The sequence below is a fragment of the Micromonospora aurantiaca ATCC 27029 genome (genome assembly GCF_000145235.1).
GTDB lineage: Bacteria > Actinomycetota > Actinomycetes > Mycobacteriales > Micromonosporaceae > Micromonospora > Micromonospora aurantiaca.
Window position 1 is genome coordinate 3,774,178 of record NC_014391.1, and the last position, 12,950, is coordinate 3,787,127.

Below are 12,950 nucleotides of genomic sequence, written 5' to 3' on the forward strand. Positions count from 1 at the left end.
GGGCGGTGGCACGCTGAGGCGCATGACCGATCTGACCTGGAACCCGCTGCTCCGCGAGCAGCTCACCTGGCACTGGACCTACCAGTTGCGCGACCGCCTCGCCGGGCTCACCGACGCCGAATACCTCTGGGAGCCGGTCCCCGGCTGCTGGAGCGTGCGCCCGCGCGGCGACGACGGCATTCCGGCGATCGACTTCGCGATGCCGCAGCCGGACCCGCCGCCGTTCACCACCATCGCCTGGCGGCTGGCCCACGTCATCGTGGGCGTGCTGGCCATGCGCAACGCGTCGCACTTCGGCCGCGCACCCACCGACTACGCCTCGTTCCCCTACTCCCCGACCGCGGCCGGCGCGCTGGCCCAGCTCGACGAGGAGTACGCCGCCTGGACGGCAGGGGTCGAGGCGCTCGGCGAGGACGGCCTGGCCCGCCCCTGCGGCCCGGCTGAGGGGCCGTTCGCCGACGTCCCGATGGCCACGCTCGTGCTGCACATCAACCGGGAGGTGATCCACCACCTGTCCGAGGTGTGCCTGCTGCGCGACCTGTACCGCCACACACCGGAAGCAGCACGATGAATACAAGACTCCTTGTACATCATTCCTTGTCGGTCTAGCCTGGCGGCATGACTGACGGAACCGGCAACCGGCGGGTGAGCGACCCGCGAGCCATGCGGGCGCTGGCCCACCCCACCCGGCTGCGGCTGCTCGGCGAGCTGCGCCTGCGCGGCCCGCAGACGGTCGGCATGCTGAGCGAACGGACCGGCGAGGCGGTCGGGTCGGTCAGCTACCACGTCGGCAAGCTGGCCGAGCACGGCTTCGTGGCCGAGGCGCCCGAGCTGGCCCGGGACCGGCGCGAACGGTGGTGGCGAGCCGCGCACGCCACCACCGACTGGGATCCGCTCGAACTCCTCGACGACCCGGAGCGCCGGCTCGCCGGCAACATGCTGCGCCAGGCCGCCATGCAGCGCTATGTGGACCGCTACCAGGCATACCTGGAGTCGGAGGCGAGCCTCGACCCCGCGTGGGTCCGCGGCACCACCAGCAGCGACATGGTGCTGCGCCTGACACCTGACGAACTGGTCGAGCTGCGCGACGAGTTGTCCGCGCTGGGCCGGCGCTGGCAGGAGCGCGGCGCACCCGGCCGGCCCGGCGCCGAGATGGTCACGCTGATCTGGCAGGCGTATCGGGGGCCGCAGTGACCCGCGACCGCCGGCCCCTGGCCGGACTGCTGATCGGGCACGCCGTCTCGCTGACCGGCAACGTGCTCACGCTCATCGCGCTGCCGCTCTACGTGCTGGCTGAGACCGGCTCACCGGCCGCCACCGGGCTGGCCGGGGCGTTCGCCACCGCGCCCGTGGTGCTCGGCGGCGCGTTCGGCGGCGTGCTCGTCGACCGGATCGGCTACCGGCGCTCCAGCGTGCTCGCCGACGTGGTCTCCGGCGTGACGATCGCCGCCGTACCCCTGTTGCACGCCACAGTCGGCCTGCCGTTCCCGGCGCTGCTGGCCCTGGTCTTCGTCAGCGGCCTGCTCGACACGCCGGGGCAGACCGCGCGCACCGCGTTGCTGCCGGAGGCCGCCGCGGCGGCAGGGGTGCCGATCGAGCGGGCGGCCGGGTGGGAGGACGCGACCTCGCGCGGCGCCCGGATGATCGGCGCACCCGTGGCCGGCCTGCTGGTCGGTGTGTTCGGTGCGGTGCCGGTGCTGGCGCTCGACGCGGTGACGTTCGCCGTGTCGGCCCTCGTGGTGACGCTGCTGGTGCCGCGCGGCCTGCGGCCGTCCGACGACGGGAGCGAGCCGGAGACCGGCGGCTACTGGCGGCAGTTCGCCGCCGGGCTGCGCTTCCTGGTCCGGGAGCCGCTGCTGCGCGCCATGGTCCTGCTGGTGCTGGTGACGAACCTGTTCGACGCGGCGAAGAGCAACGTGCTGCTGCCGGTGGTCGCCGAACGGGAACTCGGCGGGCCGGCCGCGTTCGGCCTGCTGGTGGGCGTCATGGGCGGCGGCGCGCTGGTCGGCTCGCTGGTGTTCAGCGCGATCGGGCACCGGCTGCCCCGCCGGGCCACGTTCGTCACCGCGTACGTGCTGTGCGGCGCCCCACCACTGTGGGCGCTCGCCGCCGCGCCGCCGCTGCCGGTGGTGGCCGTCGTGGTGGCGATGGCCGGGCTGGCCGCCGGCGCGCTCAACCCGCTGATGGGCGCGGTCCAGTTGGAGCGGGTGCCGCCGGCCATGCGGGCCCGGGTGTACGGCGTGATCGGCGCCGGCGCGTGGGCGGCCATGCCGGCCGGCGCGGTCGGCGCGGGATTCGCCGCGGACCGGTTCGGCCCCACGTCCACGCTCGTCGTGATGGGCGCCTGCTACCTGCTGGTGGTGCTGACGCCGCTGCTGGGCGGCCCGTGGCGGGACATGCGCCGATCCACTGTGGTACGGCAGCGGGAGCCCGAGCCGACGTCGGAGCGCCAGCGGGAAGCGCTCTCTTGACATCGACCGACTTCATTCATACCTTCATCGAAGTCTATTTGTATGGTTTGTTAACCGTTGGGCGGGGCCGGCCGCCGTGACGGTAACGGCCACCACCCCCGCAGGAGGCGCCCCGTGCGCACCATCCGTACCCTCGCCGCCCTGGCGGTGACAGCGGTCGGCCTCACCGCCGCCCTCACCGCCGTCCCCAGCACCCCGGCGGCCGCCGCCCCCGGCGCGGTCACCTGGTCCGACGACTTCAACGGCCCGGCCGGGGCCGCCCCCGACGCGAGCAAGTGGCGCTACGACATCGGTGGCGGCGGCTGGGGCAATAACGAGCTCCAGTACTACACGAACAGCACCCGCAACGCCGCGCTCGACGGCAACGGCAACCTGGTCATCACCGCCCGCAAGGAGAACCCGGGCGGCTACTCCTGCTGGTACGGAAGCTGCCAGTACACCTCGGCCCGGCTGCTCACCAACGGCACGTTCGCCCAGGCGTACGGGCGGTTCGAGGCACGCATCAAGGTCCCGCGTGGACAAGGGCTGTGGCCGGCGTTCTGGATGCTCGGCAACGACATCGGCACGAACCCGTGGCCCGGCAGCGGCGAGATCGACATCATGGAGAACGTCGGCTACGCCCCCTCGACCGTCTGGGGCACGCTGCACGGCCCCGGCTACTCCGGCGGCGGCGGCGTCGGCGCGTCCACCTCGCTGCCAGGCGGCCAGGCGCTCGCCGACGCCTTCCACACGTTCACAGTGGACTGGGCGCCGGACTCGATCACCTGGTACCTCGACGGCGTCGCGTACTCCCGCAAGACGCCCGCCGACATCGGCGGCAACCGCTGGGTCTTCGACCACCCGTTCTTCATGATCATGAACGTGGCGGTCGGCGGCAACTGGCCCGGCTCGCCGGACGGCAGCACCACGTTCCCGCAGACCATGACCGTCGACTACGTCCGCGTCCAGGCCTGGGACAACGGCGGCGGGGGCACCGGCGGCCAGATCGTCGGGTACGGCAACAAGTGCGTGGACGTGGCGAGCGCCAGCACCGCCAACGGCACCCCGGTGCAGCTCTGGACGTGCAACGGCACCGCCGCCCAGCGCTGGACCTGGAACGCCGACGGCTCGGTCCGCGCACTCGGCAAGTGCCTCGACGTGGCCGCCGGATCGACCGCGAGCGGCGCCAAGGTGCAGCTCTACGACTGCAACGGCACCGGCGCGCAGAAGTGGGTGTTCAGCGCGGCCGGGGACATCGTGAACCCCCAGGCGAACAAGTGCCTGGACGCGACGGGTCCGAGCTCGGCCGACGGCACCCGGCTGCAGATCTGGGACTGCACCGGCGGCGCCAACCAGAAGTGGCGGCGCTGACCGGTCCCCGACCCGGGGCGGGCGGCACCCCGCCCGCCCCGGCGCCCCTCATCCCCGCCCCCGCCCCCGCCCCCCGCCCCCGCCCTCCCTCCCCCTCTCCCCCGCGATCTTGCACTTTCGGCCCGAGCGGTGACGTGAATGTCCCATTCGCCCGGGCACAAACTGCAAGATCAGCGAGGGCTGCCGGCCCGGGGCTGCCCGCCCTGAGGGGGCGGGCGCGGACGGCGTTGCGTTTCTCTGGGCGGTCTGGGATACCGTGAGGTCCGTTTCGCTCCCGCGAGACCAGGTCATCGCTCTACTGGAAGCGCGATCATGGATGAGTCGACCGGCGCGCTGACGTCGATGAGCGGGTTCACGCCGGAACCGATCCCCACCGCCCGGCTGGTCCTGCTGCCGCTGGGCGTCGAGCATGCCGAGGAGATGGCAGCCGTCCTCGCCGACCCGGCGCTGCACACCTTCATCGGCGGCGAACCCGCCACCCCGGCGGCGTTGCGGGCCCGCTACGAACGGCTTGTCGCCGGCTCGCCCGACCCGGCCGAGTCGTGGTGCAACTGGGTCATCCGGCTCCGGGACGGCGGCCGGCTGACCGGCTTCGTCCAGGCCACAGTCACCGAGGCACACGGGACGGTGACGGACGCCGCCACGGCGGGCGCGCGGGCGGTAGGACACCGGCACCTCGACGAGGCGACACCGGCCACCGCGGGACCGGTCGCGGAGATCGCCTGGGTGGTGGGAACACGGTGGCAGGGGCGCGGGATCGCCACCGAGGCCGCCCGTGGCATGGTCGGCTGGATGGGGCGGCGCGGTGTGCGTACCCTCGTGGCCCACATCCATCCCGACCACCGCGCGTCGGCCGCGGTGGCCACGGCCTGCGGCCTGGCCCCGACCGACGTGTGGCAAGACGGCGAGGTCCGCTGGACCGGACCTGCCGCCCTGTCTCCCCCGCCTGCCCGGAGTTGACCAAGGAGTTCGTGTCGGAGACGACGTCCGAGCCGGACACGAACTCCTTGATCACCGGGGCCGGGGGGGTCAGAAGGGGGCGTCTACTGAGAGGCGGCGGACCTGGGTCAGGTAGGGGTCCAGCTCGCCCACCTCGAAGCGGCACGTGCCGATGACGTGCCAGAACTGGCCGCCCGGGTCGCCGTCCAGCTTGTACCGGCCGTCCGGGCTGACCGCCGCCCACCCGTCCGGCAGGCCGATGAGCGTGGTCCGCAACTGGGCGTGCTCGGGGTCGGCCACGTCCCACAGCCGTACCGTGCCGTCGTCACCGGCGCTGGCGAGCAGGCTGCTGTCCGGGCTGAAGTGCACCGACCAGACGCGCCGGGTGTGCGCCGCAAGGGTGCCGTGCAGCCGGCCGGTGACCGGATCCCACAGCCGGATCACCAGGTCGTCGCCGGCGGTGGCGAGCAGGTTGCCGTCCGGGCTGAACGCGCAGGACCAGAGCCGGCCGTCGTGCTCGGTGAGCACCAGGCGCCGCTCGCCGGTGACCGCGTCCCAGACCACCGCCGTGCCGTCGTTACCGGCGCTGGCGAGCAGCGTGCCCTCGCTGTTGAAGCCGACCGAGTAGACCCGGTCGGTGTGGTGTTCGAGCGTGAGCCGGCAGGTGGCGGTGGCGGCGTCCCAGAGCCGTACCGCCTGGTCGTCGCAGCCGGTGGCGATGGTCTCGCCGTCGGGGCTGAACGCGACGGTGCGCACGCGCCCCCGGTGCGGGGTGAGCGTGGCGAAGTGCCGGCCGGTACGGCGGTACCACAGGCGTACCGTGTCGTCGTCGTTGGCGGTGGCGAGTGCGTCGCCGTCGGGGCTGAACGCGACCGCCCAGACGTGGTCGGTGTCCACGTTGAGTTCACGCTCGTCGGCGCCCGTGTCGGTGTTCCACAGGTGCACGCCGCCGTCGCCGCTGGGCGTGGCCACCAGCGGTTCCTCCGGGCAGAACACCACGGACAGCAGCCGGTCGGCCGGGCTGGCGAGCTGCCGCACCAGGCGGCCGGTGCGCGGCTCCCAGAGCCGGATCACGCCGTCGTTGCCGCAGGCGGCGAGCACCTCGCCGTCGTCGCGGAAGGACAGCGCGGTGACCTTGCGGCCGTGCCCGCGCAGCGTGTGCTGGAGCTGCCCGCTGCGGACGTCCCACAGCCGGGTGGTGCCGTCGTTGCTGCTGGTCGCCACCTGGTTCTGGTCCGGCCGCCAGACCACCGGCCACACCGAGCCGCGGTGCCGGGTCAGCTCGTGCCGCACCTGCCCGTCGTCGGTGTCCCAGAGCTGGATCGCGCCGTCGCTGGCGGCGGTGGCGAGCAGGCTGCCGTCGCCGTTGAACCGGACGCTGTAGATCGCGCCGCGCTGCCGGCCGAGCACCCGGACCGGCCGGCCCGTCTCGGTCTCCCACAGCCGCAGCGCGCCGTGCGTGTCGCCGGTGGCCATCAGCGTGCCGTCGGGGTGGATGTCGAGGGCGTACACGTCGGCCTCGTGGCCGCGCGGCGCGCGCAGCAGCTCGCCGTCGGTGGCCCGGCGGATCCAGATGCGGCCGTGCTGCCCGACGGCGGCCAGCAGCCGGCCGTCCGGTGAGTGCACGACCCGGTAGACCACCTCGGGCTCCTGCACCTCGAACGCCAGCTTGCCGGTGGGGATGTCCCAGCCGCGGACCGTGCCGGCGCTGTCGGCCACCACCACGCGCCGCCCGTCCGGGCTGAACGAGGTGCCCCAGATCGGCGCGGAGTGGCCGGGCCACTCGTGACGCAGCCGGGCGCCACGGGTGTCGTAGAGCCGCACCACGCCGGCCGCGTCGCCGACCACCAGGCGGCCGCGGCGGCCGTCGGTGAGCATCGGCCACACCCAGCCGGTGAAGACGTCCTCGATGACGTGCCGCACGTCGCCGTGGTCGGCGTCCCACAGCCGTACGGTGAGGTCGGCCGAGCCGGTGACGAGCTGGTGGGACGCGGCGTCGTAGCGGACCGCGTACACCCGGGACCGGTGTCCCTGGAGCGTGCGCACCGGCAGCCCGGTGGCGGTGTCGCAGAGCAGCACACCGCCGTCGTCGCTGCCGACGGCGAGCACCGCGCCGTCCGGGCTGTACGCCACCGGCACCGGCAGCCGGCCCACCTCGAAGCCGTATCCGACGCCCACGGCGGGCGGGGCCAGGCCCGGCGCGACCGGACGGCCCGGCGCGACGACGGCGCCGCGCAGTTCCGGGGCGCGCAGCAGCGCCGGGTCGGCGCTGACGTCGATCAGCGCGGTGCGGTGCCAGCTGCTGCCGGCCACGCGCGCACCCCGCAGGTCGGTACGGAACAGGCGGGCGCCGGCCATCTCCGCGTCGCGCAGGTCGGCCCCGGCGAGGCGGGCCTGGTCCAGGCGGGCGCCGCGCAGCCGGGCGTGCTCCAGCCGCGCCTCGGTCAGGTTCGTGGCGACCAGCCGCGCGTCGGTCAGGTCGGCCCCGGTCAGGTCGGCCCCGGCGAGCTCGCGGTGCGACAGGTCCTCGCCGCGCAGCACCGCGCCGCGCAGATCGGCCCGGTCGGGCAGGCGCAGCCGGGCGGACAGCCGCAGCGCGTTGGCGCGCAGCGTCTCGCCCGCCGACTCGTCACCGAGCACCCGGGCGGTCCACGCGGTGCAGCGGGCCGGGTCGGCGAGGTCGCCGAGGAACTCCACCGCGAGCGCGGACAGCGACCGGACCGCCAGCGCGCCCGGCTCCTCGCCCCGGTTGATCTGCTCGGCCACCCCCTCGGCCACGAGCCACTCCATCACCGAGGTGTGGATGAACCCGAACAACCCGTCGTCGGTACGGACCAGCAGGCTGCCCGCGCCGACCGCGTGCGCAGCCTGCGGGCCGGACAGCCGCGAGTCGGCCCGCCCGGCGAGCTGACCGGTGGACTCGGCCAGCTCGGCCAGGCGCAGGTATGCCTCGCCGCTCTCCCAGAGCTGGAACGCCAGCCGGCTCACCGCCTGCCACAGCTCGGGCCGGCGCAGGCTGACCGGTGCGCCCGGGATGCCCTGGGTGCGGCGCTCCTCGAAGTCCAGCCAGGACTCCAGGATCTCCCGATACAGCGCGGCGGCGCTGAACGTGCCGCCCGCCCCGGCCACGGCGGCGAGCCGCCCCTCGTCCAGGTTGGCGATGAAGCCGAGCATGCGCGGGTTACGGGAGAGCCCCAGCAGGTCCTTGACGCCGGCGAGCAGGTCCATCCGCTCGCGGGCGGCCCGCTCGTCGCCGCCGTACCGGTTGCGCAGGAACGCCTCGATCTGCCCGGGGGTGAAGTCCTCCACGGCCAGCACGCGCCGGTGCGGCAGCAGGCCGACCCGCTCGCCGAGCGCGGTCAGCACCTGCGAGTTGGTCTTGAAGTGCTGGGTACGGCTGCTCACCACGATCTTCGCGTTGCCCTCGGCGGCCTGGAGCAGCGTCTCCAGGTGGTCGGCCGCCCGGTCGTACGTCACCCGGGCGACCAGCTCGTCGAACCCGTCGAACAGCAGCACGATGCGACCCTGGCGCAGCATGTAGCGGAACGCCTTGAGGTCGATCACCTGCTCGCCGTGGTTGGCCAGATGCGCGGCGACCAGGCCGTCCACGGAGTGCGCCTTGTCGAGCGCCCGCAGCTCCACCAGGATCGGGATCAGGTCGGGCGCGGCGGTGGGCAGCCGCCGGGCCACCTCCCGCAACGCGAACGTCTTGCCCCGGCCGAAGTCGCCGAGCACCAGCACGAACCGGCCGTCCGGCGCGGAGACGGTCTCCAGCAGCTCGTCCACCACGTCGTCGCGGACGCGCTGGTCGGCGCCGACGAGGTGGCGGTAGCGCTGCGGCACGTACTGCCCGGGTGGGTAGAGCCGGTCCGCCTGGAGCCGGGCGGTCTGCGCGGCGACGTACTCGCGCAGGTCGAGCAGGCCCTGGAACTCGGTCAGGTGCAGCACGCGTACGCCCCGCCGCTGTGCCTCCTCGGCGAGCCCGCGCGGCACCCGGTCGCCGTCGTAGACCAGCTCGGAGGCGATGTCCGGGTCGGTGGCGTGCACCCGCCGGGCGAAGACGTCCACATCGGCGGCGGTGGGGGTGCCCACGTGCGCGCCGACGCGTTGCTGACGGACCACCCCGTCGGAGCGGTAGCTGATGTAGAGGTGCGGCGGGTCGGTGCCGACGCGGCGCACCACCACCCGGTCGTAGCGGGCCTCGCAGACCTCGGCGAGCCGGTCCAGCAGCCGCTGCACCGGTGCGACCGGCGCGGCGGCCACCGCGGCGCCCTGGGTGGCCCCCTCGACGGCGACCGGACGGCGCGGGTCGGGTACCTGGGCCGGGCCGGACGCGCCGAAGGTGGCCTCGGCGTGCGGCCAGGACACGGCGGTCACCGCGCCGCCGTCCAGCCGGTCGTCGCGGCCGAGCACCCAGCGGGTCATCCCGTCCGCGCCCAGCCGCAGCACCTGCGCCCGGCCGTCGCGGGGCGCGGCGGCCAGCGGCACCACCGGGTCCACCCGGGCCGACGGCGCGGCGTCGGAGAGCAGCAGGTCGAGCATCGGGCCGACCAGCCGGTTGACCGAGCCCCGGTCGCGCAGCGACACCGGGTCCGGCGGCACCTCGTCGGCGTACGGGCTGCGCGCCCCCGGCGCGTGCGCCATCGCGCCCAGCCGCAGCCAGCCGGACTGCTGGTAGTGGCGCAGCCGCTGGGCGAACCAGCTGGACTGCGCCTCGCCGAGGAAGCCGTACCGGTCCTCCTCGCGGTGGGTGATGGCGATGGTGGAGTTCAGCCCGGCCACCACCACCCGCAGGTCGGGCACCGGGAACAGCGTCCAGGGCTGCTCGCTGTCGAAGATCCGGTCGTCGAGGCCCTGGTAGAGGTCGTCGAACAGGCGCGCGTAGTGCCGCCACTTCGGCCAGTACGGCGGCTGCGGGTCGACGTCGTCGGCCTCACAGGTGGCGAAGTACGCGCGGCAGGCGGCCATCGTCACGTCGCGCGGGCCGGGCACCACGACGAGCCGGTGCGGCTCCAGCCCGAGCAGCACCCGCAGGCCGGTGAGGAAGCTCAGCGCGTCGGAGAACTCGCGCGGGCTGCCCGACTCGGTGAGGTTGCCGGCGACGACGAGCAGGTCCGGCCGGGGCACGCCGTCGTTCATCAGCAGCGTGAGGTCGCCCATCAGGTGTTCCTGCACCTCGCCCGGGGTGACCGGCGCGCCGGGGGTGATCACGCCCCGGCCGAAGCGCGGCCCGGCGACCTGGAGCACGGTGACGGTGTCCCGGGCGGTCGGTGGCGCCGCCGCGGCGGGCGGGAACGGCGGCGGGTTGATCGGGGTACGCCGGGCGCGGCGGGGCGCGGGCGCGCCGGCGGCCGGCGCGGCGAGCACCCCGTGCGGGTCGGCCGGGTGGTGCGGGAACGCCGGCTGCCGCATCGGCTTGGCCCGGCCGTCGAGCGCCTCCCGGATGCGGTCGAGCACCCGGTTGCGGGCCTGCGCCGGGTCGTCCACGCCGACCAGGTCCACATAGGTGATGGTGGCGAGCAGGCCGTCGATCGGGCAGTCCTCGACGCGTACCGTGACGAGCTTGTTGCCGGTGCCGTCCGGGTCGGCGCGCAGCGCGGCCTGCCACTCCAGCTTGCCGTACGTGGAGTGCAGGTAGCGTTCGGACAGCACCGCCACCACCACCTCGGCCTCGCGGACGCCACGGTCCATGAAGTCGATGAAGTTGGTGCCTGCCACGAAGTCCCACGCCTGCAACAACGTGCGATAGCCGGCCGCCTCGAACTCCCACGCCAGCCACGTGGCCCAGCGTTCGTCGGCCGGCGAGTAGCTGATGAAGAAATCGATGGGGCGGTCGGACCGGGTGGGGTGCGCGCCTACAACCACATGGTCATTATGGCCACCGACGGTCAACAGATCGACACCCTCGGCAGCTCGGATCGTCCCGCGTCGGGCTCCTGCGCCCGCGCCGGCATGTGCGAGGATCATCCCTCGTGGAGACCCCCGGCGATCCGCCGAACGCCGTGCCCGACCGCTCCCGCTGGGGCCGCCTGCACGTGCTGGACTGGATCGCGATCGGGCTGGCCGTGCTCGGCGTGGTGTTCGTGCTCACCGGGCTGCTCCCCCGCGCGGACGCCGAGGCGACGATGCGGCGGATCATCCCCATCCTGATCTTCCTCGGCACGGTGGTGGTGCTGGCCGAGCTGACCGCCGTGGCCGGGGTGTTCGACGCGCTCGCGACCCGGGTGGCGGTGACCGCGCGGGGCAGTTTCCGGGCCCTGTTCTGGCTGTGCGTCGGCTTCGCCTCGGTGACCACGATCGCGCTCAACCTGGACACCACGGCGGTGCTGCTCACGCCGGTGATGATCGCGCTGGCCCGGGCGCTGAACGTGCCGCCGACGCCGCTGGCCATGACCACCGTGTGGCTGGCGAACACGGCGAGCCTGCTGCTGCCGGTGTCCAACCTGACGAACATCCTGGCCAGCGACCGGGTCGACCTGGACCCGGTGCCGTGGGCGGCCCGGATGTGGTGGCCGCAACTGGTCGCCGTCGCGGTGACCGCGCTGCTGCTGTGGTGGTGGTACTGGCGGCCGGCGCGCGCCGGGGCCGACCCGTTCGTCCCGCCGCCGCCGTACGTGCCGCCGGACCGGGTGCTCTACCGCACCGCGCTGGCGGCCTGCCTGCTGTTCGTCGCCGGGATCCTGGCCGGGGTGGAGATCGGCATCGCCTCCGGGGCGGCCGCCGCGATCCTGGTCGCCGGCTTCGCGGTCCGGGCCCGGCACCGGCTGCGTCCGGCACTGGTGCCGTGGCGGCTGCTGGTGTTCGTGACCGGGCTGTTCCTGGTGGTGCAGACCATCGGCCGGCACGGCCTGGACACGGTGATGGGCACGCTCATCGGCACCGACCCGGGCGCGGAGGGGGCGCTGCGGGCGGGCGCGGTCGGCGCGCTGTTCAGCAACGTGGTGAACAACCTGCCCGCGTACCTGGCCGGCGAGGCGGTGATCGCGGCCGACCGGCACACCCAGTTGCTGGCGCTGCTGATCGGCACGAACGTGGGTCCGCTGGCCACGCCGTGGGCGTCGCTGGCGACACTGATCTGGTACGAGCGCTGCCGGGCCGCCGGGGTCGCCGTACCGCTGGGCCGGTTCGTGGCCACCAGCGCCGCGCTCGCCGTGCTCGCCACCGCCGCCACCGTGACGGCGCTTCTTGTCGGTCCCGGCGCCTAGCATCGCGGCATCGCCCCTGAGCCGGGGCGGGAAAACCGGTACGGCCCGATCCCGGGCGGTGGCTACCGTGCCCGCATGACCGCCGCACCCACGCTGCACTTCTGCACCGACCCGGGCGAGTTCCTCGCCGCCGCCGAGGCGTACCTGGCCGCCGATCCGGTGGTCGGCACGGTCGTCGCCACCGTCGCGCAGCGGATGGCGGCCCGCCGCGCCGAGGGCGCCGCGCTGCCCGAGGACGACTGGTGGCTCGTGGTGCGCGACGCCTCCGGGGCGGTGGTAGGCGCCGCGATGCGCACCGCGCCGTTCCCGCCGCGACCGCCGTTCCTGCTGCCGATGCCCGAGGCAGCCGCTGTGGCGCTGGCCGGGGCGTGGCACCGGCGCGGCGAGCGGGTCCGCGCGGTGAACGGCGCGCTGCCCGCCGCGCGCGCCTGCGCCGACGAGGTCGCACGCCTCGACGGCGGGCGGGTCGCTGTGGCCCAGCACACCCGGCTGCACGTGCTCGACCAACTGGCACCACCGGCTCCGGTCCCCGGCGCGCTGCGGGCGGCCACCACCGACGACGTCGACCTGGTCGCCGCGTGGTTCGGCGCGTTCACGGCCGACGCCGACGAGCAGGCGGGCCGCCCGCCCGGCACCAGCGCACACGAGACGCCCGACCGCGCCGAGCTACTGCGCCGGATCCGGGACGGCCGGGTCTGGTTCTGGACCGACGGGTCGGGCCGCCCGGTGCACCTGACCGCCGCCCACCCGACGTCGTTCGGCGTGGCTCGCGTCGGACCCGTCTACACGCCACCGGAGCAGCGCGGACGCGGCTGGGCCGGCAACGCCGTCGCCGAGGTGTGCCGGCTGCTCACCGCCGAGGGCGCGCGGGTGTGCCTGTTCACCGACCAGGCCAACCCGGTGTCGAACCGGCTCTACGCCCGGCTCGGATTCCGGCCGGTGGTCGACATGGCCAATCTGGTTCTGGTCGACTGACGGTCCGCGA

Annotated in this window: 8 protein-coding genes; 7 read left to right on the forward strand and 1 reads right to left on the reverse strand. The window is 74.4% G+C overall.

Going from position 1 to position 12,950, the window contains the following annotated elements; all coding sequences use genetic code 11:
* The first annotated feature begins 22 nt into the window (after positions 1 to 22).
* From MICAU_RS16735 to MICAU_RS16760, 5 genes are all read left to right on the forward strand, one after another.
* Positions 23 to 571 (forward strand): DinB family protein, encoded by a 549-nt coding sequence (locus MICAU_RS16735; protein WP_013286514.1) that lies wholly within the window; start codon positions 23 to 25, stop codon positions 569 to 571.
* Between the two features lie 47 nt (positions 572 to 618).
* Positions 619 to 1,194 carry a helix-turn-helix domain-containing protein gene (locus MICAU_RS16740; RefSeq protein ID WP_013286515.1) on the forward strand — a complete coding sequence of 192 codons (576 nt, stop codon included), beginning with the start codon at positions 619 to 621 and terminating at the stop codon, positions 1,192 to 1,194.
* A complete protein-coding gene (locus tag MICAU_RS16745; protein ID WP_013286516.1) occupies positions 1,191 to 2,471 on the forward strand; it encodes an MFS transporter in 1,281 nt (426 codons plus the stop codon). Before MICAU_RS16740 ends, MICAU_RS16745 begins: the two co-directional genes overlap by 4 nt.
* Before the next feature lie 114 nt (positions 2,472 to 2,585).
* Positions 2,586 to 3,821, forward strand: a complete 1,236-nt coding sequence (locus MICAU_RS16750; protein WP_013286517.1) for a glycoside hydrolase family 16 protein — start codon at positions 2,586 to 2,588, stop codon at positions 3,819 to 3,821.
* Between the two features lie 312 nt (positions 3,822 to 4,133).
* Positions 4,134 to 4,781, forward strand: coding sequence for a GNAT family N-acetyltransferase (locus MICAU_RS16760; RefSeq protein ID WP_013286518.1), 648 nt, complete (start codon positions 4,134 to 4,136; stop codon positions 4,779 to 4,781).
* Between the two features lie 69 nt (positions 4,782 to 4,850).
* On the opposite strand, the gene MICAU_RS16765 is transcribed toward MICAU_RS16760, so the two are convergent.
* Positions 4,851 to 10,625 carry a WD40 domain-containing protein gene (locus MICAU_RS16765; RefSeq protein WP_013286519.1) on the reverse strand — a complete coding sequence of 1,925 codons (5,775 nt, stop codon included), beginning with the start codon at positions 10,623 to 10,625 and terminating at the stop codon, positions 4,851 to 4,853.
* 107 nt (positions 10,626 to 10,732) lie between these two features.
* Between MICAU_RS16765 and MICAU_RS16770 the strand changes: the two genes are divergently transcribed.
* Together MICAU_RS16770 and MICAU_RS16775 are read left to right on the forward strand one after the other, a co-directional pair.
* Positions 10,733 to 11,965: an SLC13 family permease gene (locus MICAU_RS16770; RefSeq protein ID WP_013286520.1), complete on the forward strand. Its 1,233-nt coding sequence runs from the start codon at positions 10,733 to 10,735 to the stop codon at positions 11,963 to 11,965.
* A 75-nt stretch (positions 11,966 to 12,040) separates the two neighbouring features.
* Positions 12,041 to 12,940 (forward strand): GNAT family N-acetyltransferase, encoded by a 900-nt coding sequence (locus MICAU_RS16775; protein WP_013286521.1) that lies wholly within the window; start codon positions 12,041 to 12,043, stop codon positions 12,938 to 12,940.
* Positions 12,941 to 12,950 lie beyond the last annotated feature (10 nt).

What these genes read in the sequence shown, in the direction of transcription:
- MICAU_RS16760 (WP_013286518.1), top strand. Translation starts at nt 4,134, where the DNA reads ATGGATGAGTCGACCGGCGCGCTGACGTCGATGAGCGGGTTCACGCCG.
- MICAU_RS16740 (WP_013286515.1), top strand. Translation starts at nt 619, where the DNA reads ATGACTGACGGAACCGGCAACCGGCGGGTGAGCGACCCGCGAGCCATG.
- MICAU_RS16735 (WP_013286514.1), top strand. Translation starts at nt 23, where the DNA reads ATGACCGATCTGACCTGGAACCCGCTGCTCCGCGAGCAGCTCACCTGG.
- MICAU_RS16775 (WP_013286521.1), top strand. Translation starts at nt 12,041, where the DNA reads ATGACCGCCGCACCCACGCTGCACTTCTGCACCGACCCGGGCGAGTTC.